At 73.0% G+C, this 17963-nt stretch carries 5 protein-coding genes; 4 read left to right on the top strand and 1 reads right to left on the bottom strand.

Going from position 1 to position 17963, the window contains the following annotated elements; all coding sequences use genetic code 11:
* Positions 1-27: 27 nt before the first annotated feature.
* The gene (locus AB0C30_RS31405; protein ID WP_357951452.1) at positions 28-270 is read right to left on the bottom strand and encodes a phosphopantetheine-binding protein; all 243 of its coding nucleotides are present in this window, start codon (positions 268-270) and stop codon (positions 28-30) included.
* A gap of 123 nt (positions 271-393) precedes the next feature.
* On the opposite strand from AB0C30_RS31405, the gene AB0C30_RS31410 reads away from it, so the two are divergent.
* The 4 genes from AB0C30_RS31410 (at position 394) to AB0C30_RS31425 (ending at position 17951) form a co-directional block, all read left to right on the top strand.
* A complete protein-coding gene (locus AB0C30_RS31410) occupies positions 394-1956 on the top strand; it encodes an AMP-binding protein (protein ID WP_357951454.1) in 1563 nt (520 codons plus the stop codon).
* A gap of 161 nt (positions 1957-2117) precedes the next feature.
* Positions 2118-3614: an AMP-binding protein gene (locus AB0C30_RS31415; RefSeq protein ID WP_357951455.1), complete on the top strand. Its 1497-nt coding sequence runs from the start codon at positions 2118-2120 to the stop codon at positions 3612-3614.
* The gene (locus tag AB0C30_RS31420) at positions 3611-4828 is read left to right on the top strand and encodes a type III PLP-dependent enzyme (RefSeq protein ID WP_357951456.1); all 1218 of its coding nucleotides are present in this window, start codon (positions 3611-3613) and stop codon (positions 4826-4828) included. Before AB0C30_RS31415 ends, AB0C30_RS31420 begins: the two co-directional genes overlap by 4 nt.
* A 97-nt stretch (positions 4829-4925) precedes the next feature.
* Positions 4926-17951, top strand: a complete 13026-nt coding sequence (locus AB0C30_RS31425; RefSeq protein WP_357951458.1) for an SDR family NAD(P)-dependent oxidoreductase — start codon at positions 4926-4928, stop codon at positions 17949-17951.
* The last annotated feature ends 12 nt before the right edge of the window (positions 17952-17963 follow it).

Genomic DNA, 17963 nt, shown 5'->3' on the forward strand with positions numbered 1-17963 from the left:
GGCGGCGGTCGGTCGGGCGGCGGTCGGTCAGGTCGCGGGAATCCCGGACAGGACTTTCCAGAGTGTGCCCGGAGTCGCGAACGTCTCCTTCGTCAGCGCCTCGTCCCTGAATCGCACGCCGTACGTCTCCTCGAGCGCGGCCAGCAACTCGACGATGCCGAGCGAATCGAGGCCGAGACCGGGAAGATCGGCATTTTCGGCGAGCTTGTCATCAGGCGGCAGAAACGGCAGAAGTGGCCGCAGGAGTTCTTCGAATCGGGCATCCCACATGACAGCTGATTTCCTTTCTCCTGGTCGCGAATCTCCTTGTCGCGAATCTTCGGTTATCGCGAAAGAGCTCACGGCGCCGACGTTATCCGGCGGCAAGGCGAATGTCCATAATGGGTGGTTCAGATGAGCGCAGATTATTCGCGACCCCTCTACGCGCATTTCCTGCGCGGCCTCGGTATGGCGCCCGAGCGGCCGGCCTTCCGGGCCGGGCCGGACACGGCGAGTTACGCCGAGCTCCATCGGTCGGCGCTGCGCTGGGCCGGCGCGCTGCTGCGGGCCGCGCCCCGCCCGCTCGGCGCCGTAGGGGTTCTGGCCGACAAAGGGGGCACGGCCTACGCGGGCCTGCTCGCCGGCCTGTACGCGGGCGCGGCGGTGGTGCCGCTCCAGCCCGACTTCCCGGCCGCCCGGACCCGCCAGATGATCGAGGCCGCCGGGGTGTCGGCGCTGATCGTCGATGATCGCGGCCAGAAGCGGGCGGCCGAGCTCCGCGCCCAGGGGGTGGACGTGCTCGTCCTCACCCCCGACGCGCTCGGCGGCGGGCGGGCGCTGGCCGCGCCGCGGCCGGTCGACCCCGCCGACACCGCGTACGTGCTGTTCACTTCGGGGTCGACGGGCCGTCCCAAGGGGGTGCCCATCACCCACGGGAACACCGCGCACTACTTCGAACTGCTGGCCGGACGCTACGACTTCACCCCTGACGACGTGTTCTCGCAGACCTTCGACCTGACCTTCGACTGCGCCATGTTCGACCTGTTCTGCGCCTGGGCCGCCGGCGGGACCGCGGTGGCCGTGCCGCCGCACGCGTACGGCGACCTGCCCCGATACCTGGCCGAGCAGGGGATCACCGTGTGGTTCTCCACCCCCAGCGCGATCTCCCTGGTGCGCAGGACGGGCGGGCTCGGCGCGGGCGCGATGCCGACCCTGCGCTGGAGCTTCTTCGCCGGAGAGGCGCTGAAGTGCGCGGACGCCGCCGACTGGCAGCGGGCCGCGAGCGCCTCCATCGTGGAGAACCTCTACGGCCCGACCGAGCTGACGATCACGATCACCGGTCACCGCTGGTCGGGGGAGACCTCGCCCGGCCGCTGCGTCAACGGCCTGTCCCCGATCGGCACGGTACATCCCGGCCACGGCCACCTCCTGGTGGACGAGGACGGCCGGACCGTCCGCGACGAGGGGGAACTGTGGATCACCGGGCCGCAGCTGACCCCGGGATACCTCGATCCGGCCGACGACAAGGGCCGATTCGTCGAGCGGGACGGCCGCACCTGGTACAACACCGGCGACCGCGTCCGGGTCGCCGACAACGGCGAACTCGTCTACCTCGGCAGAGCCGACGCCCAGATCCAGGTGCACGGCTGGCGGGTCGAGCTGGCCGAGATCGATCACGCCGTGCGCGGCGTCGCCGGAGTGGCCGACGCGGTCACCGTGAGTGCCGAGAAGGACGGCACCGCCGTGCCCGTGGTGTTCTACACCGGCGTTCGGCTACCCCCTACCGATTTCACCACCCGGCTCGTCGAGACGCTGCCGGCCGGTCTCATTCCGCGGCACTATCGGTATCTCGACGAGCTGCCGCTGAATCCCAACAGAAAAGTCGACAGGGCGGGTCTGCGGGAGCTGGCGGCGGGCCTGGTGGGTAAACGTGAGCGGGTCGCGGAAGAGGGGAGGGGCGCTTTAGGGGGGCGGTAGGGGTCTATTGGAAATCAGGGTTCGGGATAACTTTTCAGTGATTTGCTTTTTCATTGATCGACATTCCTGGAAATTCCTTTTCCCACCTGGGCGGGAGGACGATATTGGACGGGACGCGGTTTCTTCGATCGGGCCTCATCCACGATCTGCTCGATGAGGCCATGGACGCGAGACCCGAGGGCGACGCGGTCCGCGACGCGCGCGGAGCGTGGAGCTACCAACGGGTCGGCGAGCTCAGCCACGCCGTCGCCCGCCGGCTGGCGGCCAGTGGCGTGGGCCCGGGGGACCGGGTCATCGTCCAGCTGGCCAACCGGCGGGAGACGGTGCCCATCGTCTACGGCCTCTCGCGGCTCGGCGCGGTCTTCGTGCCGCTGCACCCCGAGATGAAGGCCTTCCACCTCCGCTCCGTCCTGCAGGACGCGGAGCCCACGCTGGTCATCGGGGGCGGCGAGGCCATGCGCGAGGTCGCCACCATGCCGGTGCGCGACATCGACGACTTCTGGCCCGAGGTCGAGGACCTGGCGGGGCAGCCGGCCGCGCATGAGCCGGCCGCGTACAAGCCGGCCGGGCGTGAGCCGGCCGCGCGTGAGCCGGTCAAGGTCCTGCCCTCGGACGTCGCCATTCTGATCTACACCTCGGGCAGCACCGCCGCGCCCAAGGGGGTGATCTGCCCGCACGCGCAGGTCACCTTCGCCGCCTCGGCGATCAACGCGGTGCTCGGCTACGGGCCGGACGACGTGGTCTTCTGCCGGCTGCCCATGTCCTTCGACTACGGCCTCTACCAGATCTTCCTCGCCGCCCTCGGCGGTGCCGAGCTGGTCCTGGCCGAGGACGGATCCGACCTGATGCTGCTCGGCCAGATCAGCGACGCCGGCGCGACCGTCGTACCCGTCGTCCCCTCGCTGGGCGGCATGATCGCGACCCTGGCCCGGCGGGCGACCGGCTCGGTGTCGAAGGTGCGGATGTTCACCAACACCGGGGCCGCGCTGCCGGAGGCGACCATCCGCAGCCTGCGCGCCTGCGCCCCCGGCGCTCGGGTGGTGCGCATGTACGGCATCACCGAGTGCAAGCGCGTCACGATCATGGAGCCGGAGCTCGATCACGACCGGCCCGGCGCGGTCGGCCGTCCGCTGCCCGGCACCCGGGTGGACATCCTCGACAGCGCGGGCCGCCCGCTGCCGGCCGGGGAGACCGGGGAGATCGTGGTCGCCGGTCCCAACGTGATGGCGGGCTACTGGCGCGACCCCGAGCTCACCGCGCGCGCCTACCGCCGCGACCCGGTCACCGGCGAGGTCCGCCTGCACACCGGCGACTACGGCCGGCTCGACCAGGACGGCTACCTGTACTTCGAAGGCCGCAGAGACGACATGTTCAAACGCCGGGGCACCCGGATGAGCACGACCGAGATCGAGGCGGCCGCCATGGACGTCCCCGGCGTGCGCGCGGCCGTGGTGCTGCCCCCGGCCGACGGCCGTGACCTCGTGGTCTTCGTCGAGGCCGATCTGACGCCCAGCAGCGTGCTCAACGCGCTGAAACAGCGGCTCGAACCCGCGAAGGTGCCGGCCGCCTGTCATGTCCTGCCCCGCTTCCCGCTGACGCTCAACGGCAAGAACGAGCGCAAACAGCTGGCCCTGCTGCTCGACGGAGGTCACGCGTGAACTGGTACGCCGAGCTCGCCGCTCGCTACGGCTCCCCGCTGTACGTCTACGACCTGGACCGCGTCGCCACCGCGCAGAAGGACCTGCGTCAGGCCCTGCCCGGCGGGTTCTCGCTGTTCTACTCCTTCAAGGCCAACCCGCACCCGGAGATCGCGCGAGCGCTGCGCGACGGCGGCGCGCTCGCCGAGATCAGCTCGACCGGCGAGCTGAACGCGGCGTTCGCCGCGGGCTTCGACGGCTCCGAGGTGCTCCTCACCGGACCGGGCAAGACCACCGAGGAGCTGGAGGTCGCCGTCGACGGCGGCGTCCGCCTGTTCTCCGTCGAGTCGCCCACCGATCTGTGGCATGTCGGGCAGGTCGCCTCCCGGCGCGGCGTGCTCGTGGACTGCCTGCTGCGCGTCAACAGCGCCGAGCCCGGCGCCGCCACCAGCATCCGGATGACCGGTGCGCCCTCCCAGTTCGGCTTCGACGAGGAGACGATCCCCGCGCTGATGCCGGAGCTCCGGGCGGTGCCCGGCACGCGGCTGGCGGGGGCGCACCTTTTCTCCCTGAGCAACTCCAAGGACGAGGAGAGCCTGGTCGCCGAGTTCGACCACACCATCTCGGTGGCCGCGCGCCTGGAGCGGGAGACGGGCCTGCCGATCCGTCTGCTGGACATCGGCGGCGGATTCGCCGCGCCGTACCTCACCGGTGGAGAGCGGCCCGTGTACGGCGGCCTGCGCGCCGGGCTGGAGACCGTCCTCGACGCGAAGTTCGCCGGCTGGCGGGCGGGCACGCCCCAGATCGCCTGCGAGTCCGGCCGTTACCTGGCCGGCGACTGCGGAACGCTGGTCTGCACCGTGGTCAACGTCAAGGAGAGCCGCGGCCGCAGATTCGTCATCCTGGACGCCGGCATCAACACCCTCGGCGGCATGTCCGGCCTGGGCAGGCTCCTGCCGGTCTCGGTGGAGCTCAACGGCGCCACCCACGACGGCGAACGGTCGCCCGCGACCCTGGTCGGCCCGCTCTGCACCCCCGGCGACATCCTGGCCAGGAACGTCTCGCTGCCCCCGCTGGCACCCGGCGACGTCGTGACCATCCCCAACGCGGGCGCCTACGGCATGACCGCGAGCCTCGTGATGTTCCTGGGCCACCCCGCGCCCATCGAGGTCGTCGCGCACGGCCACCAGGTGGTGTCCGTCTCCCGGATCGAATTCAACCGCAAGTACGAGTGACACCCCCCGGATCGCCTTCAGCCGCGAGTACGAGTGACCCCCCCGGATTGACGTCAACCGCAAGTACGAAATGACACGAGTGAGCGGAGTGTGTGTCTTGAGCGAGCAGCGTCGCTTCCTCGCCGACCTGGTGCACGACCTGACCGTCGAGGTCCTGCGGACCGTGCTCCCAGACGCCCCCGACGCGGTGGATCCCCAGCGCGGCTTCAGGGAACTGGGACTCGACTCGCTGGCCGCCGTCGAGCTGCATGATCGCCTGGCGCAGGCGGTCGGCGCCGAGCTGCCGGTCACGATCGCCTTCGACCACCCCACCCCCGAGGCGGTCGTCGAGTACCTGTTCACCGAGGTGCTCGGGCTGGCCGACACGGAGGCTGACGATGCGGAGATGGCTGAAGCCGATCCGGTCACCGCCGGGGCACGGGCGGACGAGCCGCTCGCCATCATCGGCGTCGGCTGCCGCTATCCGGGCGGGATCACCACTCCCGAAGAGTTGTGGCGGCTGGTCGCCGAGAGCGGGGAGACCCTGACCGGGTTCCCCGTCGACCGGGGCTGGGACCTCGACCGGCTGTTCGACGACGACCCGGACGCGCCCAACGCCACCTATGTCCGGTCGGGTCACTTCCTGCACGACGCCGGTGAGTTCGACGCCGACTTCTTCGGCATCAACCCGCGTGAGGCCGTCGCCATGGACCCCCAGCAGCGGCTGGTGCTCGAGGCCTCCTGGGAGGCGTTCGAGCGGGCGGGCATCGACCCGCGCTCGCTGCGCGGCAGCCAGGCCGGCGTGTTCATCGGCGCCGAGCCGCAGGACTACGGCCCCCGGCTGGACAAGGCGCCGGAAGAGGTCGAGGGCTATCTCGTGACGGGCAACGCCCCGAGCGTGGTGTCCGGCCGGATCGCCTACGCCCTCGGTCTCGAAGGGCCCACGCTCACCGTCGACACCGCCTGCTCCGCCTCCCTGGTCGCCCTGCACCTGGCCTGCCAGGCGCTGCGCAACGGCGAGACCGACCTCGCGCTGGCCGGTGGCGTGACCGTGATGTCCACCCCCGGCACCTACACCGCGTTCAGCCGGCAGCGGGTGCTCGCCGCGGACGGCCGGTGCAAGGCGTTCGCCGCCTCCGCCGACGGCACCGGCTTCTCCGAGGGTGTCGGCATCCTCGCGATCGAGCGGCTGTCGGACGCGCGCCGCCGGGGCCACCCCGTGCTGGCGGTCATCCGGGGTTCGGCGATCAACCAGGACGGCGCGAGCAGCGGCCTGACCGCGCCGAACGGTCCTTCCCAGGAACGCGTGATCCGGCGGGCGCTGGGCAACGCGGGCCTGTCCCCGGCCGACGTCGACGTGGTCGAGGCGCACGGCACCGGCACCAAGCTGGGCGACCCGATCGAGGCGCACGCTTTGATGGCGACGTACGGCCGTGACCGGGGCGAACGCGGGCCGCTGCGCATCGGCTCCCTCAAGTCGAACATCGGGCACACCCAGGCGGCGGCCGGCGTCGCCGGTGTGATCAAGATGGCCATGGCCATGCGCCACGAGACGCTGCCGCGCACCCTGCACGTGGACGAGCCGTCGCCGTACGTCAACTGGTCCCTCGGCGAGGTCGAACTGCTCACCGAGAGCCGCCCCTGGCCCGCGGGCGGTGCCCCGCGGCGAGCCGGCGTCTCCTCCTTCGGCGTGAGTGGCACCAACGCGCACCTGATCCTGGAGGAGCCGCCCGTAGCAGCCACCCCGGATGGGGACGGCGGTTCGCCCCCGGCCGTCGTCCCCCTGGTGTTGTCGGGCAAGGCGCCCGAGGCGTTGCGCGCGCAGGCCGCCCGGCTGGCGGCCCATCTGGCGGAACACGAGGACCTTCGCCCAGTCGACGTCGCCCACTCGCTGGTGACCTCGCGCTCGACCTGGCAGCACCGCGCGGTGGTCGCCGCCGGTGACCGGACCGGCCTGCTCGCCGGGCTGACCGCGCTGTCCGAAGGCGAGCCCGCCGCGGAGGTGACCGAGGGCGAGGCCACCGCTGAGCGCCGCGTGGTCTTCATCTTCCCCGGCCAGGGCTCGCAGTGGGCCGGCATGGCGGTGGACCTCCTGGACACCTCGCCGGTCTTCGCCCGGAGCATGGCGGAGTGCGCGGCGGAGATCGAGACCCACGTCGACTGGCGGCTGCTCGACGTGCTGCGCGGCGAGCCGGGCGCGCCCTCGCTGGACCGGCTCGAGGTCGTCCAGCCGGTGCTGTTCGCGGTGATGGTGTCGGTGGCCGCCCTGTGGAAGTCGCTGGGCGTGCGGCCCGCCGCCGTCGTCGGCCACTCCCAGGGCGAGGTCGCCGCCGCGTACGTGGCCGGCGGGCTGTCCCTGGCCGACGCCGTACGCGTGATCGTGCTGCGCAGCCGCCTGTTCGCCGAGCGCCTGGTGGGCAAGGGCGCCATCGCGGCCATCGCCGCGGCGGCCGGCGAGGTGGAGGAACGGCTGGCCCGCTGGGACGGACGGCTGTCCATCGGGGCGAAGAACGGCCCCTCGTCGTGCACCGCGGTGGGCGATGAGCAGGCGCTCGCCGAGCTCGTCGCCGAGTACGAGGCGGCGGGCGTCCGCGCCCGCCTGCTGGCCAGCACCGTCGCCTCCCACTGCGACCAGGTCGACCCGCTGCGCGAGGAGCTGACCCGGCTGCTCGAAACCGTGTCCCCGACCACGGGAGAGGTGCCGTTCCACTCCACCGTCACGGGGCGGCTCCTGGACACCGGCGAGCTGACCGCCGACTACTGGTTCCACAACGCCCGCCAGCCGATCGAGTTCCAGGCCGTGATCGAGGAGCTGCTCGCCGGGGGACACGACGCGTTCCTCGAAATGAGCGCCCATCCGGTGCTCGTGATGAGCGTGCAGGACACGATCGACGAGGCCGGGGCCGACGCGTTCGCCGGCGGCACTCTGCGCCGTGGGGAAGGCGATCTGCGCCGCGCGCTGACCTCGGTCGCGGAGGCGTACGTGCGTGGCGTGGCCGTCGACTGGGACGCCCTCCTCCCCGGCGCGAACCTGGTCGAGCTGCCCACGTACGCCTTCCAGCACCGCCACTACTGGCTGGAGACCCGCACCTCGGCCGGCGACGTCGCCTCGGCGGGGCTGACCGACGCCGGCCATCCGCTGCTGGGCGCGGCCGTGACGCTCGCCGAATCCGGTGGCGCCCTCCTGACCGGACGCCTCTCGGTCCAGCTGCACCCCTGGCTGGCCGACCACGCGGCCGCGGGCACGCCGCTCCTGCCCGGCACCGCCTTCGTCGAACTCGCCATCCGCGCGGGCGACCAGGTCGGCTGCGGGCTGCTGGAGGAGCTGACGCTGGAGGCCCCGCTGGTCGTACCCGAGCGCGGCGGGGTGTGGCTGCAGGTGTCCGTCGGAGCGCCCGAGGACGCGGGCCGGCGCGGCATCACCGTGCACTCACGGGCGGAGGACGCCCCGGCCGACGCGCCGTGGATCCGCCACGCGAGCGGGTACGTCGCCCCCGACGTCGCCCCCGAGGTCTTCGACCTGGCCCAGTGGCCGCCGGAGGGAGCGACTCCCGCGGACCTGGACGGCCTCTACGACCGGCTCGCCGACGCCGGCTACGGCTACGGCCCGCTGTTCCAAGGGCTGAAGGCGGCGTGGCTGCGCGGTGACGAGGTCTTCGCCGAGGTCAGGCTGCCCGAGCAGGCGACCCGCGACGCCGAACTGTACGGCCTGCACCCGGCGCTGCTCGACGCGGCGCTGCACGCGGGGTCGCTGCTGGACCCCGCCGACGACCGTCTGAGCCTGCCCTTCGCCTGGACCGGCGTGTCCCTGCGCGCCACGGGCGCGGCGGCCGTACGGGTCCGGCTGTCGCCGACGGGCCCCGACACCCTGTCGCTGTGGCTGGCCGACGCCTCGGGCGCGCCCGTCGCCACGGTGGACTCGCTGGTCTCGCGGCCGGCCTCGGCACAGCAGCTCTCCGCCGCCTCGGTGGCCCACGGCGATTCGCTGTTCCGCGTCGAGTGGACGGCGGCGCCCGCCGCTCAGCCGACGCCGGCCGGGGGCGCCGCGGTGCTCGGGCCGGACCCGTACGGCTTGCGCCGGGCGGGCGTCGCGAGCGCCGAGTACACGGACCTGGCGACGCTGACCTCGTCGAATCCGCTCCCCGACACCGTGTTCGTGAGCTTCCGGTCGGACAGCGTGAGCTTCTCGCCGGACGGCTCCGCACCGTTCGTGAGCGTCGGGCCGGACGGCTCCGCACCGCTCGTGAGTGTCGGGCCGGACGGCTCCGCACCGGGAGAAGTGGTGGGTGGCGCGCGGTCGGCCACGCATCGGGCGCTGGGGCTCGTACAGGCCTGGCTGGCCGATGAGCGGCTGAGCTCGGCGCGGCTCGTCGTGGTGACCCGTGGCGCGGTGGCGGCGGGGCCCGACGCGGAGGTACGGGACCTGGCGAGCGCGCCGGTCTGGGGCCTGCTGCGGTCCGCGCAGTCGGAGCACCCCGGCCGGTTCGTACTGCTGGACCTCGACGACTCCGAGGTGCCGGTGCCCGCCGTGCTGGCGGCGCTCGCCGAGCCGCAGCTGGCCGTGCGATCCGGCGAGGTGCTGGTGCCCAGGCTGGCCCGCGCGGCCACCAAGGACACGCTGGCCCTGCCCGTGGGCGTCGCGGAATGGCGCCTGGACGCGGCGGTCAAGGGCAGCCTGGACGGCCTGTCCCTGGTTCCCTGCCCGGAGGCGGCTCGGCCGCTGGGGCCGGACGAGGTGCGGGTGTCGGTGCGGGCGGCCGGTCTCAACTTCCGCGACCTGGTCGTCACCCTCGGCATGGTGCCCGAACACGGCGAGCCCATCGGCGGCGAGGTCGCGGGCGTGGTGCTGGAGGTCGGGTCGGCCGTGGCCGATCTGGCGCCCGGTGATCGAGTGCTGGGGCTGCTGGACGGCGCGTTCGGTCCGGTAGGAGTGACCGATCGGCGGTTGCTGGCGCCCATGCCCGCCGGTTGGTCGTTCGCGGAGGCGGCGTCGGTGCCGGTGGCGTTCCTGACCGCCTACTACGGCCTGGCTGATCTGGCCGACCTTAAAACGGGTGACCGGGTGCTGGTGCACGCGGCCGCCGGTGGGGTGGGCATGGCGGCGGTACAGCTCGCCCGGTCGTTCGGCGCGGAGGTGTTCGGTACGGCGAGCCCCGGCAAGTGGGCGGCGACGACCCTGGACGACGCGCATGTGGCCTCCTCGCGGACACTGGAGTTCGCGCAGAAGTTCGGCCAGGTCGACGTGGTGCTCAACTCGCTGGCCGGCGAGTTCACCGACGCCTCCCTGGACATGGTGGCCTCGGGCGGCCGGTTCCTGGAGATCGGCAAGACCGACCTGCGCGAACCCGGCCAGGTCGCCGACGCGCACCCCGGCCTGCGTTACCTCCCCTACTCCCTGATGGAGGCCGGTCCCGACCGCCTGGGCGAGCTGCTGGCCGAGGTGATGGCCCTGTTCGAGCGGGGCGCGCTGGAGCTGCCGCCGGTCCGGGTCTGGGACGTGCGGCGGGCCGGCGAGGCGCTGCGGTTCATGTCGCTCGCCCGGCACACCGGCAAGATCGTGCTGTCGATGCCGCCCACGTTCGGCGGCGGCGGGACGGTGCTGGTCACCGGTGGCACGGGCGGCCTGGGCGCGCTGGTGGCCCGTCATCTGGTGACGGTGCACGGCGTACAGGATCTGCTGCTCGTGAGCCGGTCCGGGATCTCGGCCGCCGGAGCGCCGGAGCTGCTGGAAGAGCTGTCCGAGGCGGGCGCGCGGGTGCGCGTCGTGGCCTGCGACGTGGCGGATCGGGCGGCCCTGGCCGAACTGCTGGCCGAGGTACAGACTCCGCTGCGCGGGGTGGTGCACACCGCCGGGGCGCTGGACGACGGCGTGGTGGCCGCGCTGACGCCGGAGCGCGTGGACGCGGTGCTGCGGCCCAAGGTCGACGGGGCGTGGAACCTGCACGAGCTGACACGGGAACTCGACGTCTCGGCGTTCGTGCTGTTCTCCTCCGCGGCCGGTGTCCTGGGCGATGCCGGACAGGGCAACTACGCGGCGGCGAATGTGTTCATGGACGCGCTGGCCGCTCACCGGCGTGCCCACGGCCTCGCCGCCGTATCGCTGGCCTGGGGCTTCTGGGAACAGCGCAGCAACATGAGCGCCCATCTGCAGGACACCGACATAGCGCGGATGGAGCGGTCGGGCGCCCGTGGCCTGTCCTCCGAGGACGGGCTGGCGCTCTTCGACGCCGCCCTGACGGTGGACGAGGCCCTGCTGGCGCCGATCCGCCTCGACCTCGCCGCGATGCGCCGCGACCCCGCCGGGGTCCAGCCGATGCTGCGCGGCCTGGTCCACGCGCCCGCGCAGCGCAACGTCGCGGCGGGCGCCGTACCCGGCGGTGTCGCCTCCGCGCTGGAGCAGCAGCTGGCCGGGCTGCCCGAGAGCGACCGCGACCAGGTGCTGGTCTCCCTGATCCGGGCGCAGGCCGCCACCGTGCTCGGCCACGCCGACGCCGGCTCGGTGGACGCCGGCCGGGCGTTCAAGGAGCTCGGCTTCGACTCGCTGACCGCCATCGAGCTGCGCAACCGGCTCAACGCCGCCACCGGGCTGCGGCTGCCCGCGACGCTGGTCTTCGACTATCCGACGCCCGCCGCGCTCGCCCAGCACATCAAGGGCAGGCTGCTCGGCGCGGCGGCCCCCGTCGCGCCGGTCGCCACCCCCGCCGCCTCGCTCGACGACGATCCGATCGCCATCGTCGGGATGGGCTGCCGCTATCCCGGCGGCGTCGACTCGCCGGAGGCGCTGTGGCGCATGCTCGCCGAAGGCCGGGACGCGATGTCGGAGTTCCCCGCCGACCGCGGCTGGGACCTGGAGCGGCTCTACGACCCCGACACCGAGAGCGCCGGCAGCAGCTACGTGCGGGTCGGCGGCTTCGTGTACGAGGCCGGGGACTTCGACGCGGCCTTCTTCGGGATCTCGCCGCGTGAGGCGCTGGCCACCGACCCGCAGCAGCGGCTGCTGCTCGAAGCCGCCTGGGAGACCCTCGAACGCGCGGGCATCGACCCCGGCGACCTCAGGGGCAGCTCGACGGGCGTGTTCGTCGGCGCCTCCGCCACCGGCTACGGCACCGGCCCCGGGCCCCTGCCCGAAGAGGTGGAGGGATACCTGATCACCGGCAACTCCAGCTCGGTGATGTCCGGCCGCGTCGCCTACGCGCTTGGCCTGGAAGGTCCGGCCGTCACCTTGGACACGGCGTGCTCGTCGTCCCTGGTCGCGCTCCATCTGGCCTGCGAGTCGCTGCGCCGAGGCGAAAGTACGCTCGCGCTCGCCGGTGGTGTGACCGTGCTGTCCACGCCGGAGATCTTCGTGGAGTTCAGCCGGCAGCGGGGTCTGGCGCGGGACGGGCGTTGTAAGGCGTTCGCGGAGGCGGCGGACGGTACGGCGTTCGCCGAGGGCGTGGGTCTGCTGCTGCTGGAGCGGCTGTCGGACGCGCGTCGCAACGGCCACCAGGTGATGGCGGTCGTGCGAGGGAGCGCGGTCAACCAGGATGGTGCCAGTAATGGGCTCACCGCGCCGAACGGGCCGTCCCAGCAGCGGGTCATCCGCCAGGCGGTGGCCAACGCCGGTCTCGGCCTGGCCGACATCGACGCGGTCGAGGCCCACGGCACCGGCACCACGCTCGGGGACCCGATCGAGGCGCAGGCGCTGCTGGCCACGTACGGACAAGACCGTCCGGAGGATCGGCCGCTGTGGCTGGGCACGGTCAAGTCCAACATCGGGCACACCCAGTGCGCCGCCGGCGTCGCCGGTGTGATCAAGATGGTCCTGGCGATGCGGCACGGCGTACTGCCGAAGACGCTGCACGTCGACGCCCCGTCCTCGCACGTGGACTGGTCGGCGGGCGCGGTGTCGCTGGTGACCGAGGCGACCCCCTGGCAGGACCGCGACGGGCGGCCACGCCGGGCGGGCGTGTCGTCGTTCGGCATCAGCGGGACCAACGCGCACGTGGTGATCGAGGGTGTTCCCGCCGAGGAGCCGGTCCCCGCTGAGGTGCCGGTCGCCGACGTACCGGTACCGGTGGTGGTCTCCGCGCGTGGCGCGGACGCGGTGCGGGCGCAGGCGGAGCGGCTGCGGGACTTCGTGGCGGCCTCCGAGTACGTGGGCCCCGCGCAGGTGGGGTACTCGCTGGTCAGAACGCGGTCGCTGCTGAGCCATCGGGCCGTCGTGGTGGCGGCCGATCGGGCGCAACTGGTCGCGGGTCTGGCGCGGGTCGCCGAAGGGGCCGAGCCGGTCGACGTCGTGAGCGGTCCCGGGGACACTGAGGGCGCCGGGCTGGGCTTCATGTTCACCGGCCAGGGGAGCCAGCGGGTGGGGATGGGCCTGGAGCTGACCAGGGCGTTCCCCACGTTCAAGAAGCACCTGGAGGCGGTCGCCGCGGGCTTGGACCGCCATCTGGACGTGCCCCTGACCGAGGTGATGTGGGGCAGGCCGGAACTCCTCGACCAGACGCAGTACGCCCAGACCGGGTTGTTCGCCCTGGAAGTGGCCCTCTATCGGCTCCTGGAGTCGTGGGGGATGGCGCCGGACTACCTGATGGGCCATTCGGTGGGCGAGCTCGCGGCGGCGCACGTCGCGGGCGTGCTGTCACTGGAGGACGCGTGCGCGCTCGTGGCGGCGCGGGGCCGGCTGATGCAGGGGCTCCCGCAGGGCGGGGCGATGCTCGCGGTCGCGGCGGGAGAGGCAACGGTCGCCAAGCTGCTGGCCGAGCTCTCCGACGTGGCGGGCCAGGTGGAGATCGCCTCGGTGAACGGACCGGCCTCGATCGTGGTCTCGGGCGACGAGCCCGCGGTGGAGCGGGTGGCGGCGGAGTTCGGCCGGCGCGGGCTGAGATGCCGGCGGCTGCGGGTCAGCGACGCGTTCCACTCCCACCGCATGGAGCCGATCCTCGGCGCCTTCGGTGAGGTGGCCGCCGGACTGGAGTACCAGGACGCGGCGATCCCGGTGGTGTCGAACCTGACCGGTGAGCCGGTGTCGCGGTTCTCGGCCGAGTACTGGGTGCGGCACGTGCGCGAGCCGGTACGGTTCGCCGACGGCGTCGCCTTCCTGCGCGAGCGGGGCGTACGGACCCTCCTGGAGCTGGGTCCCGACGCGGTGCTGTCGGGGCTGGTACAGGAAGGCGCCTCAGAGCGGGAAGCCGCGCCGGTGGCGGTGCCGCTGCTGCGGCGAGACCGGGACGAGGCCGGGCAACTGATCACGGCCGTCGGCCGGGCGTACGCGCGCGGCGCGGAGGTGGATTGGGACACCTTCTTCACCGGAGCCGAGCGGGTGGATCTTCCCACCTACGCCTTCCAGCGCCGGCACTACTGGCTGAAGCTCGCCCACCACGGCGGCGATCCCGCCTCGCTCGGACTCGAGGCCGCGGCTCACCCGCTGCTGGGCGCCGCGGTCGAGCTGCCCGACACCGGTGGGTCGCTGTACACCGGCAGGCTCTCGCTCGCCGGCCACCCCTGGCTGGCCGATCATCGGATCCTCGGCACCGTGCTGGTTCCGGGCACGGCCTTCGTCGAGCTCGCCGTCGCGGCCGGTCACCAGGCCGGGTGCGACCTCGTCGAAGAGCTGACCCTGGAGGCTCCCCTCGTACTGGGGGAGCGGGACGCCGTCACGATCGAGGTGATCGTCTCCGGGGCGGACGACTCGGGCCGCCGTACGGTGACCGTCTACTCGCGGGCCACCACGGGCGAGCGGCCCTGGACCCGGCACGCGACCGGGACGCTCGCCGTCGCGGACCAACGAGCCGCCTTCGACCTGGCCGAATGGCCGCCGCCCGGCGCCACGCCCATCGACGTCGGCGACCTCTACGCGCAGCTGGCCGTCGAAGGCACCGAATACGGGCCCGCCTTCCGCGGGCTGCGCGCGGCCTGGCGGCGCGACGGCACGGTGTTCGCCGACATTGAGCTGCCCGACGGCGTGGTGGCGGACGCGGGCAGCTTCGGCCTGCATCCCGCGCTGTTCGATGCCGTGCTGCACGCCATCGGGCTGGCGACCGAGGATCCCCGGGACGGCAGGGCGATGGCGTCCGGGGATCCTCGGGTTGAGCTGCCCTTCAGCTGGACCGACGTCAGCCTGTACGCGACCGGCGCCACTGCCGTCCGCGTCCAGGTGTCCGCCGACGGCTCGGGCGCGCCGCTGCTGACCGTGGCGGACGCGACGGGCGCGCCGCTGGCCAGCGTGGGCTCGCTGGCCATGCGGCCCGTCTCCGGCGCCGGGCTCGGCGCCGGCCGGAGCGGGGCGGGCGCCTCGCCGTACCAGGTGAAGTGGACGCGGGTGGCCATCGGCGGCCCGCACGAGGACTGGGCGGTGCTCGGCGCCGACGACGGCGAGCTGCTCACGGGCCTGCGCGCCGCGGGACTCTCCGCGCGCGCCGTCCCGGACCTGGACGCACTGGCCGCACTGACCCCGCCGCCGACGGCGGTGCTGGTCCGCGCCGGGTACGAGCCTGCGGGGCTGGTCTCCGCAGGACGCGAGCCCGCGTCGGCGGATCCCTCGGCGGATCCCTCGGCGGACGCGCGCGAGCTGACCGGCCGCACGCTCGGCCTGCTGCAGGGCTGGCTGGCCGATGAGCGCTTGGGCGGCGCCAGGCTGGTGCTGGTGACCGGCGACTCGGTGCGCACCGGTGCCGACGACGGCACCCCCGATCTGGCCCACGCCCCCATCTGGGGTCTGGTACGTGCCGCGCAGGCCGAGAACCCCGGCCGGTTCCTCCTCGTAGACGTGGACGGCACGGCGGCCTCCTACCGGGCGCTGCCCACCGTACTGACAGGTCAGGAGCCTGAGCTGGCCCTTCGCGACGGCGACACCCTCGCGCCACGGCTGGCCAGGACCGGCGAGGACGGCCTGCTGAGGCCGCCGGCCGGTGCGGAGTCCTGGCATCTGGAGATCACCGAGCCGGGGACGATCGACGCCCTGGCGGCGACCGCCTGCGACGCGGCCCGGCGGCCGTTGGAGGAGTTCGAGGTACGCGTGTCCATGCGGGCCTGCGGACTGAACTTCCGCGACGTCCTGATGGCCCTCGGCATGTACCCGGGCGAGGCGTCCATCGGCGGCGAGGGCGCCGGCGTGGTCGTCGAGGTCGGCTCCGGCGTCACCCGGTTCGCTCCAGGAGACAGGGTGTTCGGGCTGTTCGAGGGTGGTTTCGGGCCCTATACGGTGACCGATCACCGGATGGTGGTGCACATGCCGGACGGCTGGTCCTTCGTGGACGCGGCCGCCGTGCCGGCCGTGTTCGCGACCGCCTACTACGGGCTGGTCGATCTGGCCGACCTTAAAACGGGTGACCGGGTGCTGGTGCACGCGGCCGCCGGTGGGGTCGGCATGGCGGCGGTGCAGCTCGCGCGGTGGCTGGGCGCGGAGGTGTTCGGTACGGCGAGTCCCGGCAAGTGGGCGTCGCTGCCGCTGGATGAGGAGCATGTGGCCTCGTCGCGGACGCTGGAGTTCGCGGCGAAGTTCGGCCAGGTCGACGTGGTGCTCAACTCGCTCGCGGGTGAGTTCACCGATGCCTCCCTGGGCATGCTGGCTCCCGGTGGCCGGTTCGTGGAGATGGGCAAGACCGACATCCGGGACGTGGAGACGATCGCCTCCGGCGTCCGTTACGCGCCCTTCGACCTCTCCGACGCCGGGCCGGATCGGACCCAGGAGATCCTGACCGAGCTGGTGAAGCTGTTCGAGGAAGGCACCTTCGCACCCCTCCCGACCCGTGTCTGGGACGTGCGACGCGCGCCCGAGGCGTTCCGGTACATGGCGCAGGCCCGGCACACCGGCAAGATCGTGCTGACCGTGCCCGCGCCGATCGGCGGAGTCGGCACCGTGCTCGTCACCGGCGGCACGGGCGGGCTCGGCGCGCTGGTGGCCCGGCATCTGGTGGCCGCGCACGGCGTACGCGACCTGCTGCTGGTCGGCCGCAGGGGGCTCGACGCCCCGGGCGCCGAGCGGCTGCGCGCGGAGCTCACCGAGCAGGGGGCCCGCGTCGAGGTCGCGGCGTGCGACGTCGCCGACCGCGACGCGCTCGCGGAGCTGCTCGCGGGCCGTCCCATAACCGCGGTCGTGCACACGGCGGGCGTCGTGGCCGACGGCGTCATCGGCTCGCTCACGCCCGCGCAGGTGGACACGGTCTGGCACCCCAAAGCCCGCGCAGCCTGGCATCTTCACCAACTCACGAAAAATCTCGATCTGTCGGCGTTCGTGCTCTTCTCCTCCTCGGCCGGCACGCTCGACGCCGCCGGGCAGGGCAACTACGCGGCGGCCAACGCCTTCCTCGACGCGCTGGCCGCGCACCGCAGGGCGGCCGGTCTGCCGGGGCTCTCGCTGGCCTGGGGCATGTGGGCGCCCGAGGTGGGCGGCATGACCGCCCAGCTCGGCGAGGCCGATCTGCGCCGGCTGCGTCACTCCGGCCTGCTGCCGCTGTCGGCCGAGGCGGGGCTGGCGCTGTTCGACGAGTCGCTCGCGCTCGACGAGGCCGCGCTGGTGCCGATCCGGCTGGATCTCGCGGCCGTCCGGTCGCGGGAGGAAGGGCCGCCGCCGATGCTCCGGGGCCTGGTCACCGCCCCTGTCGGGCGGGCGCCCGCCACGGCCTCGGTCACGGCCCCCGCCGCCGCGCCCGTCTCGTTGACGGACCGGCTGACCCCGCTGTCCAGGGCGGCGCGTGACCGCATGCTGCTGAGCCTGGTACGTACCCATGTCGCCGCCGTGCTCGGCCACGACACCGAGGACCCGGTCGATCCGGTGCGGGGGTTCAAGGAGCTGGGGTTCGACTCGCTGACCGCGGTCGAACTGCGCAACCGGCTGAGCGCGGCGGCGGACGTACGCCTGCCCGCCACGCTCGTCTTCGACTACCCGACACCGGAAGCCGTTGCCGCCTTCATCAAGGCCGAACTGCTCGGCGACGACGACACGGCCGCCGAACCGCTGGAGGCCGAGCTGGCCGAGCTGGAACAGGCGCTGGACCGGCTCGTACCGGATCCCGACGGGCACGCGCGGATCACCGCCCGGCTCAAGGCGCTCACGGCGAAGTGGGCCGAGGCGCACGGCCGGACGGAGGACCCGGCGGAGCCGACGCTCGCATCGGCCAGCGCCGAAGAACTTTTCAACATTCTCGACAAAGAATTCTGATGCCATGTCATG

This window comes from Nonomuraea sp. NPDC048901 (genome assembly GCF_040649695.1).
Taxonomy (GTDB): Bacteria; Actinomycetota; Actinomycetes; order Streptosporangiales; family Streptosporangiaceae; genus Nonomuraea.

Excerpts from the sequence above, each read along its gene's own strand:
- AB0C30_RS31405 (WP_357951452.1), bottom strand. The coding sequence starts at position 270 with ATGTGGGATGCCCGATTCGAAGAACTCCTGCGGCCACTTCTGCCGTTT.
- AB0C30_RS31415 (WP_357951455.1), top strand. The coding sequence starts at position 2,118 with ATGGACGCGAGACCCGAGGGCGACGCGGTCCGCGACGCGCGCGGAGCG.
- AB0C30_RS31410 (WP_357951454.1), top strand. The coding sequence starts at position 394 with ATGAGCGCAGATTATTCGCGACCCCTCTACGCGCATTTCCTGCGCGGC.